The organism is Kitasatospora purpeofusca (assembly GCF_042691725.1).
Lineage (GTDB): Bacteria > Actinomycetota > Actinomycetes > Streptomycetales > Streptomycetaceae > Kitasatospora > Kitasatospora purpeofusca_B.
Genome location: NZ_CP170483.1, coordinates 5,996,646 through 6,011,170 on the forward strand (window position 1 = coordinate 5,996,646; position 14,525 = coordinate 6,011,170).

Consider the following 14,525-nt stretch of genomic DNA (forward strand, 5'->3'; position numbering starts at 1 on the left):
CGCACCTCTCCTCCGTTCCTCCCCGGACCCGCCCCCGGCCGCGCGCCGGCCGGGCCGTCCGCCGAGCAAAGGACTGTCATGACCTCGTCCATCGAGAGTGCGGTGGAGGCCAACAAGGCCCTCATCCGCGACCTGACCGAGCGGGCGTTCAACGACGGCGACCTCTCCGCCATCGGCGACCGCTTCGCCGAGGACTACGTGGTGCACGCCCCCGGCCTGCCCCCGATGCCGCCCGGCCCGGACTCCTTCCGCCAGGCCGTGCTGCTCTGGCGCAACGCCTTCCCGGACGTCCACGTGACCGTCGAGGACGTGGCCGGCGACGGTGACCGCGTCTACGCCCGGTTCACCACCCGCGGCACCCACCAGGGGCGGCTGTTCGACATCCCGCCCACCGGCAAGCCGGTCACCGTGCACGAGATGTCGTGCCACCGGGTGGTCGACGGCCGGGTTGTCGAGTCCTGGATCGGCGACAACGTGCCCCGGATCCTGCTCGACATCGGCGCCGTCCAGCCGGTCGGCCGCCCGCAGCACTGAGCCGCCGGCAGCGCTGAGCCGCCCGCGGCACCGCGCGCGCAGCACTGAGCAGCACACCCACCCGAACCAGCCCGAGGGGAGCCCGCATGCACCGCACCCTGATCATCGCCCGGATGGTGCCCGGCGCGGAGGGCGACGTCGCCCGCGTCTTCGGCGAGTCGGACGAGACCGAACTGCCCCGGCTCGCCGGCGTCACCCACCGCTCGCTGTACCTGCTCGGCGACGCCTACGTCCACCTGCTGGAGACCGACGACCCCGGCCCGGAGGCGGTCGAGGCCGCCCGCCGGCACCCGGAGTTCGGCCGGGTCAGCGAACGGCTCACCCCGTTCATCGCCCCCTACCTGCCCACCTGGCGTTCGCCGCAGGACGCGGTCGCCCGGTGCTTCTACACCTGGGAGCCCGGCACCGGCGGACGCTGAGCCCGCCCTCCGCCGGCGGTGCCGCGCCGGCCGACCCGGGGTCCGTTCACCCCGGCCGGCCGTGCGGCCCAGGAGCAGTCCCTACACCGGAGAAAAGAGGCAGCACCATGACCGACCACCAGGCCGGCGGGACGACCACCGTCGTCACCGCGCAGGAGATCGAGAGCGTCCTCATCACCAGCGCCGGCGCCGCGCCGGACGTCTTCGAGGGCTCCCGGCACGTCCCCCTGGAGGAGCTCGGCCTCGACTCGCTGGCCGTGCTGGAGCTGGAGGCGGTGATCGCCGACCGCTACGGCCTGAAGGTTCCGGACGGCGCGGTCGCCCTCAGCGTGGACCAGATCGTCGCCGAGCTTCAGACCGCCGGGGCGGTGGGCTGAACGATGGCCGGGCACACCGAGAACAGCATCGTCGTCCAGGCCCCGCTCAAGCTCGTCTGGGACGTCACCAACGACGTCGCCGGCTGGCCGGAGCTGTTCACCGAGTACGCCTCCGCCGAGATCGTCGAGCGGCGCGGCGAGACCGTCCGGTTCCGGCTCACCATGCACCCGGACGAGGAGGGCCGGATCTGGAGCTGGGTCAGCGACCGCACCGTCAACGTCGCCGACCGCACCGTCCACGCCCACCGGGTGGAGACCGGCCCGTTCGCCTACATGCAGATCCACTGGCGCTACGAGGAGCTGCCCGGGGGCGGCACCCGGATGACCTGGATCCAGGACTTCGCGATGAAGCCCACCGCCCCGGTCGACGACCGGGGCATGACCGACCGGCTGAACACCAACTCGCCCGTGCAGCTGGAGGTCATCAAGGCCAAGGTCGAGGCCCTCGCCGCCGGCCCCGACACCGCCGGGCCCGACACGGTCGACCGCAGCACCGTCGACCGCAGCACCGCCGAGAAGGAGTGAGCGCCGTGGCCGCCAGGAACATCCGCATCATCGCCGTCGACGACGTCCCCGCCAACCGCAAGCGCGGCGGCGAGACCCGCGCGGTGCTCTCGCCCGGCACCGTCGGCTCGACCTCCGGCTTCATGGGGATCGCCCGGCTCCAGCCGGGCGAGCGGATCAGCGAGCACTACCACCCGTACAGCGAGGAGTTCCTGCTGCTCATCCGCGGCGAGCTGACCCTCGACCTCGACGACAAGCCCTTCGAGCTGTTCGCCGGCCAGGGCCTGGTCATCCCCAAGGAGATCCGGCACCGGCTGCGCAACACCGGCTCCGAGGAGGCCTTCGCGGTCTTCCACCTCGGCCCGCTGGCGCCGTCCCCCGAGCTCGGCCACGTCGACACCGAGGACGGCCCGGGGACCACGGCGGACGCCCACATCGTGCTGGGGGAGCGATGACCGCGTTCCCCGCCACGGGCGGCCGTCGGGTGGTGGTCACCGGGATCGGCGTGGTGGCGCCCGGCGGCACCACCCGGGAGACCTTCTGGGACCTCATCACCTCGGGCCGCACCGCGACCCGCCGGATCTCCGCCTTCGACGCCTCGGCGTTCCGCTCGCAGATCGCCGCCGAGGCCGACTTCGACGGCGCCGCCGCCGGGCTCACCCCGCTGGAGCTGCGCCGCGCCGACCGCTACGTGCAGTTCGCGCTCGCCGCCTCCCAGGAGGCGGTGCTGGACGCCGGCCTGGAGCTCGACGAGCGCACCCGGGAGGCCACCGGCGTGGTGCTCGGCTCGGCGGTCGGCGGCACCATCGTCCTGGAGGACGAGTTCGTCGTCGCCAGCGACTGCGGCCGCAACTGGCTGGTCGACCCGGACGTCACCGGCCCGTTCCTCTACCAGGGCCTGATCCCCAGCAGCCTGGCCGCCGACGTGGCGGTGCGGCACGGGGCGCACGGCCCGGCGGTGGTCGTCTCCACCGGCTGCACCTCCGGCATCGACGCCATCGGCCACGCCTACCAGCTGCTGGTGGACGGCGAGGCCGAGGTGATGATCACCGGGGCCTCGGACTCGCCGATCTCCCCGGTCACCGTCGCCTCCTTCGACGCCATCAAGGCCACCACCCCGGACAACGACGACCCGGAGCACGCCTCCCGGCCGTTCGACCGGGACCGGCACGGCTTCGTGCTCGGCGAGGGCTGCGCGGTGCTCGTCCTGGAGGAGCTGGCGCACGCCCGCCGACGCGGCGCCCGGATCTACTGCGAGGTGGTCGGCTACGCCAACCGCGGCAACGCCTTCCACATGACGGGTCTGCGCCCGGACGGCCTGGAGATGTCCGAGGCGATCACCGAGACCCTGCGGCAGTCCCGGCTCAACCCCGAGGACATCGGCTACATCAGCGCCCACGGCTCGGGGACCCGGCAGAACGACCGACACGAGACCGGCGCCTTCAAGCGCTCGCTCGGCCACGCCGCCTACGGGGTGCCGATCAGCTCGATCAAGTCGATGGTCGGCCACTCGCTGGGCGCGATCGGCGCGATCGAGATGGCCGCCTGCGCGCTGGCCGTCGAGCGCGGGGTCGTCCCGCCGACCGCCAACTGGCAGAACCGCGACCCGGAGTGCGACCTCGACTACACGCCCAACACCGCGCGCGAGGTGTCGGTGGGGGCGGCGCTCTCGGTCGGCAGCGGCTTCGGCGGCTTCCAGTCCGCGATGCTCTTCGCCAAGCTGGGGAGGGGCCGATGAGCGCACGACGCGCCGTCGTCACCGGCATCGGCGTGGTCGCGCCGAGCGGCATCGGCAGCGAGGCGCACTGGAAGACGGTCTGCGGCGGCGAGAGCCGGATCGGCCCGGTCACGCTCTTCGACGCGAGCCCGTACGAGACCACGCTGGCCGGGGAGGTCCCCGACTTCGACGTCAACCGGTACGTCGAGCGCCGGCTCCAGGTGCAGACCGACCGGTGGACCCACCTCGCCTACGCGGCGGCCGAACTGGCCCTCGGCGAGGCCGAGCTGGACCCGTCCACGGTCGAGCCGTACAAGCTCTCGGTGGCCCTGGCCAGCTCCTCCGGCGGCAACCAGTTCGGCCAGCGCGAGCTCCAGCGGCTCTGGCAGCCGGACACCTCGCGCACCGTCGGCGCCTACCAGTCGATCGCCTGGTTCTACGCCGCGACGGTCGGGCAGCTGGCCATCCGGCACCAGGCCAAGGGCCCGTCCAGCGTCCTCGTCTCGGAGGGCGCCGGCGGCCTGGACTCGCTGGCGCACGCCGCCCGGCTGGTCCGCCGGGGCGCCGACGTGGTGCTCGCCGGCGGCACCGAGGCGCCGCTCGGCCCGTACGCGCTCGCCTGCCAGCAGCGCAGCGGCCGGCTGTACACCGGCACCGACCCGGCCGCCGCCTACCTGCCGTTCGACCAGCGGGCCGGCGGCTACGTGCCCGGCGAGGGCGGCGCGGTGTTCGTCGTCGAGGACCTGGAGCACGCGCTGGCCCGCGGCGCCCGGATCCGCGCCGAGATCGCCGGCTGGGCCGCCACCCAGGACGCCGTCGCCGCCGGCCGGACCGCCACCGGCTCGGTGCGCCAGTACGCCCGGGCGCTCGCCGCCGCGGTCGAACGGGCCGGCCTCACCCCCGGGGACGTCGACGTGACCTTCCCCGACGCGGTGGGCGTGCCCGGCTACGACCGCACCGAGGCGCAGGCGCTGCGCGCGGTCTTCGGCGAGGGTGGCCCGGCCGCCGTCACCACCCAGAAGCCGCTCACCGGCCGCCTCTACCAGGGCGGCAGCGCCCTGGACGCGGCCACCGCGGTGCTCGCCATGGACTACGGCCTGATCCCGCCCTCGGCGGGCCCGGCCCGTCCGGCGGACGGCTGCGACCTGCCCTTCGTCCGCGAGGAGCAGGCCGCCGAGGTGCGCACCGCGCTGATCGGCGCCCGCGGCTTCGACGGCTTCAACAGCGCCGTCCTGCTGCGCGCGCACGCCTGACCCCGACCACCCACCGACCCGGAAGGAGACCGCCATGCCGGTCGACGAGGGCGCGGCACAGGGCCGCGTGCTCTTCCTGATCACCGTCGAGGAGGAGCGCCGGGAGGACTTCCTCACGGCGTACGAGCAGATCCGCCACCTGGTCGCCGGGGGCGTCCCCGGACACCTGCGCGACCAGGTCTGCCAGTCCTCCACCGACCCGGAGCAGTGGCTGATCACCAGCGAGTGGCGCTCGCTGGAGGACTTCGTCGCCTGGGAGCGGACCGAGGAGCACCGGGACCTGGTGCGCCCGATGCGCGAGTGCTTCAGCGACGCCCGGTCCATCCGCTTCCACATCAAGGCCGAGACCTCGCGGGACACCCCGCGGGCGGGCCTTTCCACTCCTACCACCGCGGGGTGAGGTCATGACACGGACAGTGATCATCGGCGGCAGCGTCGCCGGCCTGGTGGCCGCGCTGGCGTTCGCCGACCTGGGACACGACATCACGGTGCTGGAACGGGACGGCAACGAGGCGCCGGACACCGTCGACGACGCGCACGGCGACTGGCAGCGGCCGACCGTGCCGCAGCTGCACCACTCGCACGCGTTCGGCTCGCTCGGCACCAACCTGCTGCGCGACCGGCTGCCGTCCGTCCACCACGCGCTGGTCGCGGCCGGCGTCCGGGAGATCGAGCTGGGCAAGGCCATGCCGCCGACCCTGGCCGACCGGACGCCGCACCCGGCCGACGCCGAGCTGCGCATGCTCGGCAGCCGGCGGACCACCTTCGAGCTGATCCTGCGCCAGGAGGCGCTGCGCAAGCCCGGCATCTCGCTGCGCCGGGGCGAGACGGTGCGCGGCCTGACCGTGGCCGACCGCGGCCCGGCCCGGGTGACCGGCGTGGTCACCAAGGACGGCCGCACCGTCGGGGCCGACCTGGTGATCGACGCCAGTGGCCGTCGCTCGCAGGGCCACGAGTGGCTGCGCGAGCACGGCCTGGCCGAGCCCGAACCGGTCGCGCACAGCGCCGACATCACCTACTACACCCGCTACTACCGGGCGCTCGGCCCGCGTCCGGTGGGCCCGCTCAACCGCGGCTTCGGCGCCGGCGGGCTGTGGGACCACTACACCGGCGTGATGTTCCTCGGCGACAACAACACCTTCGCCATCTCCTTCGGCATCCTGCCGGACGACGCCGAGCTGAAGCGGATGCGCGCCGAGGACGTCTTCACCGCGGTGGTCCGGGCCACCCCGCTGCTCGCCCCCTGGGAATCGCCGGAGGCCTCCGTGCCGATCTCGCCGGTGCATGCGATGGGCGGCCTGGACAACTCGCTGAAGCTGTACGGCCAGGACGCGCAGCCGGTGCCCGGCTTCCTGCCGGTCGCCGACGCGGTCTGCACCACCAACCCCGCGTTCGGCCGCGGCGTCTCGCTGGCCATCGCGCACGTGCTCGGGCTGGCCGACCTGGTGCGCGAGCACCCGGAGCCGGACGCCGAGCAGGCCGCGCTGGCGGCCGGCCTGGCCGGGCGGACCTTCCGCCCGTGGTTCGAGGACGCCGTCCGCAACGACGCGGGCCGCGCCCGGCTCTGGCGGGCCACCGTGGCCGGCCGGCAGCTGCCGCCGCTGCCGCCGGACGTGCTCACCTTCGGGACGGTCGCCGAGGCGGCCGCCACCGACGAGGTGGTCTGGCGCCGGCTGGTCCGCACCATGATGTCGCTCGACAACCCGGCCGGCCTGTACGAGGACGAGGAGATCCGGCTGCGGGTCAAGCAGGCGGTCGCGGGCTCGCCGCCGCCGTTCCCCGCCCCGGACCGGGCCACCCTGGTCGACATCGTCCGCCGCGCCGCCGTCTGACGCATCGTCATATTCCTTTCGGGCAAAGCCCCGCCCCGCACCAGCCACAGGAGGAGAGTCATGAAGGTCGTCGACCACCCGAACGCCAAGCTCATGGAAGCGGTCTACGCCGCGTTCACCGTGGGCGACGTGCAGAAGGCGGCCAGCTACTGGACCGAGGACTGCGTGCACTACTACCCGGGCACCAGCGAGCTGTCCGGGGCGCACGAGGGCATCGAGTCCGCCCTGGCCTTCGCCGGCCGGATGTTCGAGATCTGCCAGGGCCGCATCCGGATGGAGATCCACGAGATCGGCGCCAGCGACTCGTTCGCCTTCGCCACCGTGTTCACCCGCTACGAGCGTGAGGGCAGGAGCCTGGAGATGCCCTTCGTCAACGTGGCGCGCATCCAGGACGGTCTGATCGCCGAGTTCTGGACCTACCCCGAGGACCAGTACGCCGTCGACCGGTTCTGGGCCTGACCGCCCCCCGACGATCGAGAGGTCGCATCACCATGGCAGGCATCATCAGCAGTTGGGGTGACAACACCAACGGCCAGCTCGGCGACGGCGGCACCGTCAGCCGGAGCACCACCCAGGAGATCAAGGGCCTGGAGAACGTCGTCCGGGTCGCGGCCGGCAGCGGCCACGCGCTGGCCGTCACCGGCGACGGCGAGCTCTGGGGCTTCGGCCGCAACGCCTTCGGCCAGCTCGGCGACGGCTCCACCGAGAACCGGGCGGCCCCGGTGCGCACCGTCGGCCTGCCCGGCCGGGTCCGCACGGCCGGCGCCGGCGGCGGCCACAGCGCCGCCCTGCTGGAGGACGGCACCGTCTGGGCCTGGGGCGCGGGCTTCTTCTGCGCGCTCGGCGAGGCCAACTTCGGCGTGCAGCCCGTCCCGGTCCGGGTCGAGGGCCTGGAGGACGTCGTCGACCTGGCGGTCGGCGGCGCCCACAACCTGGCACTCAAGGCCGACGGCACCGTCTGGTCCTGGGGCCGCGACGACCGCGGCCAGCTCGGCGACGGCCCCGGCTCGACCCGCGAGGGCCGGATCGTCCGCTCCTACCTGACCGCCTCCTTCGACTGCCGGCCGCGCCCGGCCGTGGTCGAGGGCCTGGAGCCGGCCGTCCGGATGAGCGCCGGCGGCGGCCACAGCCTGGTCGTGCACGCCGACGGCACCGCCTCGGTCTGGGGCTTCAACGACCGCGGCCAGCTCGGCGACGGCACCACCGTCGACCGCGCCGCCCCGCAGAGGCTCGCGGGTCTGCACGCGCTCTCCCAGCTGGTCGGCGCCTACCACCACACGGTGGCGCTGCTGGCCGACGGCACCGTCTGGGCCTGGGGCCTCAACGACGGCGGCCAGCTCGGCGACGGCACCACCGTCGACCGCGCGGTGCCGGCCCCGGTGCCCGGCCTGACCGGTGTCAAGGCGATCGCGGCGGGCGGCGGCGGCACCGACGCGGCCCCCGGCAACGGCGGGCACGCGCTGGCGCTGCTGGCCGACGGCTCGGTGCAGGGCTGGGGCTGGAACAACTGGGGCCAGCTGGCCGCGGGGCAGGTCCGGATCGTCCCGACCCCGAGCCGGATCGCGCTGGCCGGTCCGGCGGTGGGCGTCGCCGCCGGCGGCGAGATCCCGCCGACCAACAAGTTCATGGCCAACCCGGGCGGCGGCTTCGGCTTCGCCCTGCTGGGCTGAGGCCCGGCCCCGTGCGAACGCCGGGCGGCCCCGGCCCGTCCAGGGCCGCCCGGCGCGGGCCCGTCCGGCCCGCCCACCCATGACCGCTGACCGCCCGGGCCCGGGGCGCCGTCCGTCCCCCGGCCCGGTCCCCGCAGGGAGGCCTCCCCCCATGACCGCCGTTCCCCAGACCGCCCCTGCCTCGGCCGGCGCGGTGTTCCTCTCCGAATTGATGTTCCCCTCCACCCCGCGCTGCCTGGCCCTGGCCGCCGAGTTCAGGATCGCCGAGCTGCTCATCGAGGGGCCGCTGCCGGCCGCCGAACTCGCCGAGCGCGCCGGGGTGGCCGCGGGACCGCTGGCCAAGGTGCTCGCGCTGCTCGCCGAGGACGGCGTCTTCGAGGAGACCGAGCCCGGCGTCTTCGCCAACACCGAGCTGTCCGAGCTGCTCCGCCCCGGCGTGCCCGGGTCGATGGACGCGATGGCCCGGATGGTCGGCGCCGAGTGGCTCTGGTCCTCCTGGGGCGCGCTGGACCACAGCCTGGAAACCGGCAGGCCCGGCTTCGAGAAGGTGCACGGCACCGCCCTGTGGCCCTGGCTGCAGCGCAACCCGGCCGCCGCCGCGACCTTCAACCAGGCGATGACCGACTTCACCGACGCGCTCGCCGACGCCCTGGTCGCCGCGTACCCCGACTTCGCCCGGGCCGGTACGGTCTGCGACCTCGGCGGCGGGCAGGGCACCTACCTGGCCGCGATCCTGAACGCCTACGAGGCCGTCGGCCGCGGCGTGCTGGCCGACCTGCCGAGCGTGATCGAGCAGGCCCGGACCCAGCCGGACGTCGCCAAGCTGGCCGAGCAGGGCCGGCTGGAGTTCCAGCCGGTCGACTTCTTCGCCGGGGTCCCGGCCGGGATCGGCGCCTACGTCACCAAGCAGGTCTGGCACTCCTGGCCGGACGAGGCGCTGGTCCGGCTGCTGCGCCGGTGCCGCGAGGCCTCGCCGGGCGCCCGCTTCGTCGCGGCCGAGCTGGTGCACCGGGCGGGCGTGCCGCGGTTCGTGAAGAACTTCGACCTGGTCATGCTGGTCACCATGAGCGGTGAGGTGCGCACCGAGGCGCAGTTCGCCGAGGTCTTCCGGCGCGGCGGCTACCGGCTGAACCGGGTGGTGCCGACCGGGACGGCCTTCTCGCTGCTGGAGGCCGTGCCGGACCCCGACCCGCTGGGCTGAGCGACGCGGGAAACCGGCCCGGCCCCCGGAATTCCCCCGGGGGCCGGGCCGGTTCTTCCACACGCCGCGGAAAAGGGCCCGGACCGCTTGCGGTCCGGGCCGGTGGGCGTTTTTCCGGGAAATCCCCGGGGTCAGTCGAAGCGGTATTCCGAAAGGCCGCCGACGCGCCGGAATCCGAGCGACTCGAAGAGTCCCCGGACGGCCGTGTTGGCCTCCCCGACCACCGCCAGGCCGATCAGCCCGTCCGCGCGCAGCTCGGCCACCGCCTCGGCGAGCAGGGCCCGGACGTAGCCGCCGCGCCGGGCCTCGGGCCGCGAGTACGCCGGGTTGTACCGCACCACCCCGGCGACGGCGGCGGTCCGGCCGACCACGGCGAGGGGCTGCCCGCCGTCCTCCCAGACCCGCAGCAGTCCGCCGGCGATCTGGCCCTGGACCGACCGTCGGGCGATCTCCCGGCTGAGCCGGGCGCCGTGCGCGGCCTCCAGGCACCAGTCGGTGAGCAGCTCCGACTCCTCGGCCCGGGCCGCCCGGGACCGCCCGGACGGGGCCGGCCGCGCGTTCGGCACGGCCGGACCGTCCAGGCGGAGCACGTGCTCGCGCCGGTCCGCCCGGGCCGGGCGGCCGGTGGCCCGGGACCAGGCCCCGGCGAACGCGGCGGACGCCGGGTCCGAGCCGATCACGCCGGGCAGCGGGTCGGGGCCGGCGCCCAGTTCGGCGCCGAGGGCGGCCGCGGCGGCCTGCGGCATGCCGCTGAGCACGACCAGGTGCGGGGGAGTGAAGGCCGCCGCGCCGACCACCGGCTCCCCGTCGGACGCGGGGTCCACGACGCGGCTCCAGTGGGTCGGCGGGGCGGTCGGCGGCCGGAATTTAGCCCCGGCCAGCATGGTCAGCAGGATGGAATTCTCGACCGGGTTGCCAGCAATCCACTCACCGGTTTCGGATATGAACTCTTCGGTGTTCCGTGTGGTTTTCACGAGCATATCGAGAAAGTACTCGGAGGGTGGATTGCTGGCAATGGGCGGTACGGCGGGGACCGCCCGTGGACGGTGTCCGGTCAGTTCGCGCCCGGGCGCCCGCCCCCCGGACCGCCCTGGCCCGGGGCGCCGCCGCCGGGCCGTCCCATCGTCCCGGCCGTGACGCCGGCCGTCATGCCGCCCTCCAGCCCGAACAGCGAGCCGGTGACGAAGCTCGCCGCGTCGCTGCCGAGGAAGACCACCGCGTTGGCGACCTCCTCCTCGGTGGCGATCCGCCCCAGCGCGGTGGCCGCCCCGGCCCGCTCCAGCGCGCCCGGCTGCCCGCCGACCCGCCGGCGGAAGTCCTCGGTGTCGACCGGCCCGGTGATCAGCGCGTTCACCCGGATCCCGGCCGGGCCGGCCTCCAGCGCGGTGGCCCGGGTCAGGCCGACCACCCCGTGCTTGGCCGCGGTGTACGCGCCCAGGCCGAAGGCGGTGCCCTGGACGCCGGCGGTGGAGGCGTTGTTGATGATGCTGCCGCCGCCGTTCGCCCGCATCACGGCGATCTCGTGCTTGAGCGAGTGGTAGGTGCCGATCAGGTTGACGGCGATCACCTGGGCGAAGGCCTCGGCCGGGACCCGGTCCAGCGGGCCGAAGGCCCCGCCGCCGCCCGCGTTGTTGAAGGCGATGTCCAGCCGGCCGTGTCGCTCGACCGTGGTACCCACCAGACGGGCGACGTCGTCCTCGACGGTGACGTCGGCGGCGACGAACTCCGCCTGCCCGCCCTTCTCGCGGATCCGTTCCACGACGGCGTTGCCCAGCTCGGCGCGGCGGCCGGAGACCACCACGTGCGCCCCGGCGGCGGCGAGCGCGGCCGCCGCGGCCGCTCCGATGCCCGAGGTGGAACCGGTCACGAGGGCAATCTTTCCCTGGAGTTGACTCATCGTCAGCTGCTCCTCCGGGTGGCCGGTGGCCACCCTTGACGTTGGCTCTTGACGGCTAATTTTGATTGTATAGTCTATACGAATTCAAGCTCGGAGCAAGGACCCCGAGCCGGCGAGCGCCTCCTCAAGGAGTACCCAATGAGCGCCCCGTACGCTGCACCAGCCCCGGAAGTGCCACGTAAAACCTTCTTGACGATCTTCGCCGCCCTGGTGCTCGCCATGTTCCTGGCGGCTCTGGACCAGACGATCGTGGCGACGGCCCTGCCGACCATCGCCGGTGACCTCGGCGGCGTGACCCACCTGTCCTGGGTCGTCACCGCCTACATGCTGGCCGCCACCGCGGCCACGCCGCTCTGGGGCAAGCTGGGCGACCTCTACGGCCGCAAGCTGATGTTCCAGTCGGCCATCACGATCTTCCTGCTCGGCTCCGCGCTGTCCGGGATCTCCGGCAACATCGGCCAGCTGATCGGCTTCCGCACCCTCCAGGGGCTCGGTGCGGGCGGTCTGATGGCGCTGGCGATGGCCCTCATCGCGGAGCTGGTGCCGCCGCGCGAGCGCGGCAAGTGGCAGGGCTACGCGCAGTCCTGCTTCGTGCTCGCCGGCGTGGTCGGCCCGCTGGTCGGCGGCGCCTTCGTGGACCACCTGTCCTGGCCGTGGATCTTCTACATCAACCTGCCGATCGGCGTGGTCGCGCTGCTGATCGTCAGCTCGGTGCTGAAGCTGCCGGTCAACAAGCAGCAGAAGAAGCTGGACTACCTGGGCTCGGCGCTGCTCAGCGGAGCCATCGTCTCGGTGCTGCTGGTCTCGGTCTGGGCCGGTGACCAGTACTCCTGGGGCTCGGTGCAGATCATCGGCCTGCTGGTGCTCGCCGCGGCGCTGCTCGCCGCCTTCGTCCGGCAGGAGAACCGGGCCAGTGAGCCGGTCGTGCCGTTGGCGCTGTTCAAGGACCCGGTGGTCCTGGTGGCCACCCTCGGCCTCTTCCTCACCTCGGTCTCGCTCTTCGTGGCGACCGTCTACACCCCGCTGTTCCTCCAGGTCGCCAACGGGGACAGCGCCACCGAGTCCGGCCTGCTGCTGGTCCCGATGATGCTCGCCACCGTGGCCAGCCTGACGCTCTCCGGCAAGGTCGTCGAGAAGACCGGGAAGTACAAGCTGTTCCCGATCGTGGGCCTGCTGATCATGGCGGTCGGCCTCTACCTGATGTCGACGCTCAAGGCGGACTCCTCGCAGGTCTCGGCCGGCGTCTTCCTGGCGGTCTTCGGCATCGGCTTCGGCCTGGTCACCCAGGTGCTCATCGTGGCGGTGCAGAACTCCGTCGAGATGCGGCAGCTGGGCGTGGCGACGGCGGCGGCGAACTTCTTCCGCTCGCTCGGCGGCGCGATGGGCGTCACCATCTTCGGCGCCATCCTCAACTCGCAGCTGCGCGACTGGCTGCCCAAGAAGGTGCCGGCCGACGACCTGGCGCGGCTCGGTGCGGACGGCCTGCTGACCGCTCCGGCCAAGGTCCGGGCGCAGGCGCCGCCGGTGCGCGACGGTGTCGCCGCCGCGCTGGCCGAGTCGCTGCACGTGGTCTACCTGAGCGGCATGGTCATCGCGCTGGTCGGCGCCCTGGTGGTGGTCTTCCTCCAGGAGCGGCCGATGCGGGCGCCGATGGGCGCGCCCGGCGGCAAGGGCCCCGGCGGCCAGGGCGGCCCCGGTGGTCCCGGCGGTCAGCACCAGGGCCAGGGCGCCCCGGCGGGCCAGGCCGGCCAGCAGGGTGGTCCGGGCGCCCAGCCCGGCTCCGCGGCCGGTGGCCGGCCGGAGACCGCGGCCGGCTGACGGTCGTCGCCGGACCGCGCCGGTCGTCCGGAGCGGCGCCCGTCCCCGTGGGTCATCCTCCCCCATCGTTACCCCCGGCGGTGGGGGAGGGGGCTGCCCGGAACGGGAATTGACGGAGCCTCAGGTAGCGGTACGGCTCGAAGCGGGTGTCGGAAGCCATCGCGGAGTGAGTGTTCACCCGCTAGGCTGGACGGGTAGTCGGCACCCCGGCCGCGGTGGGGCGGGGTGTCTGGCACGGCCTTCCCCGCCGCACTCCGAGCGCCGGGATCCCCGGCGCGACCAGCCCACCAGGAAGCGGGTCGACTCCATGGCCGACATACCCAGCCGGCGGCGTGCACTCTCCCGGGACCTCCCGCCCGCCGCCACCCCCGGCATACCCCCGGTGACCAGGATCGGCGTCATCGGTCTCGGTGTGATGGGCGGCGGGATGGCCTCCCGGCTGCTCGACCGGGGCCACCGGATCGTGGTCCACAATCGCACCCCCGAGCGCGCCGCCCCGTTCGCCGCCCGCGGCGCGCAGGTCGCCGCCACCGCGGCCGAACTGGCCGCGCGGGTGGACGTGGTGCTGCTCAGCCTCGCCTCGGAGGCGGCCGTCGAGGAGCAGCTGTTCGGCGCCGGCGGGGTGCTGGAGACCCTGCCCGCGCACGGCATCGTGATGGACACCAGCACCGTCTCCCCGGACTTCGCCCGCGCGGTGGCCGAACGGGTCGCCGGGCGCGGCCGCAGCTCCGTCGACGCCTGCATCATCGGCAACGGCCGGCACGCCGAGGACGGCGAACTGCGCTTCATGGTCGGCGGGTCCGCCGAGACCTTCGAGCGGCTGGGCACCGTGCTGGAGCCGCTCGCCAAGGAGGTCCGCCACCTCGGCCCGAGCGGCCTCGGCGCCACCGCCAAGGTCATGCTCAACGTGCTGATGGGCGTCGAGATGCAGGCGCTCGCCGAGTCCGTGACGCTGGCCCAGCGGGCCGGCATCGACCGCGAGCTCGCCCTGTCGATGATCAGCGACAGCGGCTTCAGCTCGCCGGTGATGCGCTACAAGGCCGGTGTGATGCGCCGCCGGGCCTACGGCGAGCCGCAGTTCCGGCTCGACCTCATGCGCAAGGACCTCCGGCTGGCCACCGCCGAGGCCGGCCGCCTGGGCGTCGCCACCCCCGTCTGCGACGCCACCCACGACACGCTCGTCGCCGCCGCCGAGGCCGGCCTCGGCGAGCTGGACTGCGCCGCCGTGCTCTCCCACGCGGAGGCCGCCGCCGGCCTGGCCGGCACCCCGGACCGTACGTGAACCACTCGACCTCATCGAGGA

General features: G+C 74.0%; 16 protein-coding genes. 14 read left to right on the plus strand and 2 right to left on the minus strand.

Translation table 11 applies throughout. The features are described from left to right. The first annotated feature begins 78 nt into the window (after positions 1 to 78). From ACFCLZ_RS25835 to ACFCLZ_RS25890, 12 genes are all read left to right on the plus strand, one after another. Positions 79 to 534 (plus strand): ester cyclase, encoded by a 456-nt coding sequence (locus ACFCLZ_RS25835; protein WP_380279696.1) that lies wholly within the window; start codon positions 79 to 81, stop codon positions 532 to 534. Between the two features lie 86 nt (positions 535 to 620). Next, positions 621 to 953, plus strand: coding sequence for a TcmI family type II polyketide cyclase (locus ACFCLZ_RS25840; protein WP_380279698.1), 333 nt, complete (start codon positions 621 to 623; stop codon positions 951 to 953). Between the two features lie 107 nt (positions 954 to 1,060). Then, positions 1,061 to 1,330 carry a phosphopantetheine-binding protein gene (locus tag ACFCLZ_RS25845; protein WP_380279700.1) on the plus strand — a complete coding sequence of 90 codons (270 nt, stop codon included), beginning with the start codon at positions 1,061 to 1,063 and terminating at the stop codon, positions 1,328 to 1,330. A 3-nt stretch (positions 1,331 to 1,333) separates the two neighbouring features. Further along, the gene (locus ACFCLZ_RS25850; protein WP_380279702.1) at positions 1,334 to 1,855 is read left to right on the plus strand and encodes an SRPBCC family protein; all 522 of its coding nucleotides are present in this window, start codon (positions 1,334 to 1,336) and stop codon (positions 1,853 to 1,855) included. 5 nt (positions 1,856 to 1,860) lie between these two features. Beyond that, positions 1,861 to 2,289, plus strand: coding sequence for a cupin domain-containing protein (locus ACFCLZ_RS25855; RefSeq protein WP_380279704.1), 429 nt, complete (start codon positions 1,861 to 1,863; stop codon positions 2,287 to 2,289). Next, positions 2,286 to 3,572 (plus strand): beta-ketoacyl-[acyl-carrier-protein] synthase family protein, encoded by a 1,287-nt coding sequence (locus ACFCLZ_RS25860; protein ID WP_380279706.1) that lies wholly within the window; start codon positions 2,286 to 2,288, stop codon positions 3,570 to 3,572. The genes ACFCLZ_RS25855 and ACFCLZ_RS25860 overlap by 4 nt, the downstream gene beginning before the upstream one ends. Next, positions 3,569 to 4,804 (plus strand): beta-ketoacyl synthase N-terminal-like domain-containing protein, encoded by a 1,236-nt coding sequence (locus tag ACFCLZ_RS25865; RefSeq protein ID WP_380279708.1) that lies wholly within the window; start codon positions 3,569 to 3,571, stop codon positions 4,802 to 4,804. Before ACFCLZ_RS25860 ends, ACFCLZ_RS25865 begins: the two co-directional genes overlap by 4 nt. Positions 4,805 to 4,838: 34 nt before the next feature. Next, positions 4,839 to 5,204, plus strand: coding sequence for an antibiotic biosynthesis monooxygenase family protein (locus ACFCLZ_RS25870; RefSeq protein WP_380279709.1), 366 nt, complete (start codon positions 4,839 to 4,841; stop codon positions 5,202 to 5,204). Positions 5,205 to 5,208: 4 nt separating this feature from the next. After that, positions 5,209 to 6,636, plus strand: coding sequence for an FAD-dependent oxidoreductase (locus tag ACFCLZ_RS25875; RefSeq protein ID WP_380279711.1), 1,428 nt, complete (start codon positions 5,209 to 5,211; stop codon positions 6,634 to 6,636). A gap of 60 nt (positions 6,637 to 6,696) precedes the next feature. After that, positions 6,697 to 7,095, plus strand: coding sequence for a nuclear transport factor 2 family protein (locus tag ACFCLZ_RS25880; protein WP_380279713.1), 399 nt, complete (start codon positions 6,697 to 6,699; stop codon positions 7,093 to 7,095). Between the two features lie 32 nt (positions 7,096 to 7,127). Then, positions 7,128 to 8,306 (plus strand): RCC1 domain-containing protein, encoded by a 1,179-nt coding sequence (locus tag ACFCLZ_RS25885; RefSeq protein WP_380279715.1) that lies wholly within the window; start codon positions 7,128 to 7,130, stop codon positions 8,304 to 8,306. Positions 8,307 to 8,457: 151 nt separating this feature from the next. Continuing rightward, positions 8,458 to 9,507: an ArsR family transcriptional regulator gene (locus ACFCLZ_RS25890; RefSeq protein ID WP_380279717.1), complete on the plus strand. Its 1,050-nt coding sequence runs from the start codon at positions 8,458 to 8,460 to the stop codon at positions 9,505 to 9,507. 131 nt (positions 9,508 to 9,638) lie between these two features. Here ACFCLZ_RS25890 and ACFCLZ_RS25895 read toward each other — a convergent pair whose 3' ends face one another. Next, a complete protein-coding gene (locus ACFCLZ_RS25895; protein ID WP_380279719.1) occupies positions 9,639 to 10,331 on the minus strand; it encodes a GNAT family N-acetyltransferase in 693 nt (230 codons plus the stop codon). A 230-nt stretch (positions 10,332 to 10,561) separates the two neighbouring features. Further along, positions 10,562 to 11,374 carry an SDR family NAD(P)-dependent oxidoreductase gene (locus ACFCLZ_RS25900; RefSeq protein WP_380279721.1) on the minus strand — a complete coding sequence of 271 codons (813 nt, stop codon included), beginning with the start codon at positions 11,372 to 11,374 and terminating at the stop codon, positions 10,562 to 10,564. A gap of 219 nt (positions 11,375 to 11,593) precedes the next feature. Between ACFCLZ_RS25900 and ACFCLZ_RS25905 the strand changes: the two genes are divergently transcribed. Next, positions 11,594 to 13,222: an MDR family MFS transporter gene (locus tag ACFCLZ_RS25905; protein WP_380279723.1), complete on the plus strand. Its 1,629-nt coding sequence runs from the start codon at positions 11,594 to 11,596 to the stop codon at positions 13,220 to 13,222. A 307-nt stretch (positions 13,223 to 13,529) separates the two neighbouring features. Continuing rightward, positions 13,530 to 14,504 carry an NAD(P)-dependent oxidoreductase gene (locus ACFCLZ_RS25910; RefSeq protein WP_380279725.1) on the plus strand — a complete coding sequence of 325 codons (975 nt, stop codon included), beginning with the start codon at positions 13,530 to 13,532 and terminating at the stop codon, positions 14,502 to 14,504. The last annotated feature ends 21 nt before the right edge of the window (positions 14,505 to 14,525 follow it).

Coding starts and splice junctions, on each gene's coding strand:
- ACFCLZ_RS25835 (WP_380279696.1), top strand. CDS start 79: ATGACCTCGTCCATCGAGAGTGCGGTGGAGGCCAACAAGGCCCTCATC.
- ACFCLZ_RS25840 (WP_380279698.1), top strand. CDS start 621: ATGCACCGCACCCTGATCATCGCCCGGATGGTGCCCGGCGCGGAGGGC.
- ACFCLZ_RS25845 (WP_380279700.1), top strand. CDS start 1,061: ATGACCGACCACCAGGCCGGCGGGACGACCACCGTCGTCACCGCGCAG.
- ACFCLZ_RS25850 (WP_380279702.1), top strand. CDS start 1,334: ATGGCCGGGCACACCGAGAACAGCATCGTCGTCCAGGCCCCGCTCAAG.
- ACFCLZ_RS25860 (WP_380279706.1), top strand. CDS start 2,286: ATGACCGCGTTCCCCGCCACGGGCGGCCGTCGGGTGGTGGTCACCGGG.
- ACFCLZ_RS25865 (WP_380279708.1), top strand. CDS start 3,569: ATGAGCGCACGACGCGCCGTCGTCACCGGCATCGGCGTGGTCGCGCCG.
- ACFCLZ_RS25870 (WP_380279709.1), top strand. CDS start 4,839: ATGCCGGTCGACGAGGGCGCGGCACAGGGCCGCGTGCTCTTCCTGATC.
- ACFCLZ_RS25875 (WP_380279711.1), top strand. CDS start 5,209: ATGACACGGACAGTGATCATCGGCGGCAGCGTCGCCGGCCTGGTGGCC.
- ACFCLZ_RS25880 (WP_380279713.1), top strand. CDS start 6,697: ATGAAGGTCGTCGACCACCCGAACGCCAAGCTCATGGAAGCGGTCTAC.
- ACFCLZ_RS25885 (WP_380279715.1), top strand. CDS start 7,128: ATGGCAGGCATCATCAGCAGTTGGGGTGACAACACCAACGGCCAGCTC.
- ACFCLZ_RS25890 (WP_380279717.1), top strand. CDS start 8,458: ATGACCGCCGTTCCCCAGACCGCCCCTGCCTCGGCCGGCGCGGTGTTC.
- ACFCLZ_RS25910 (WP_380279725.1), top strand. CDS start 13,530: ATGGCCGACATACCCAGCCGGCGGCGTGCACTCTCCCGGGACCTCCCG.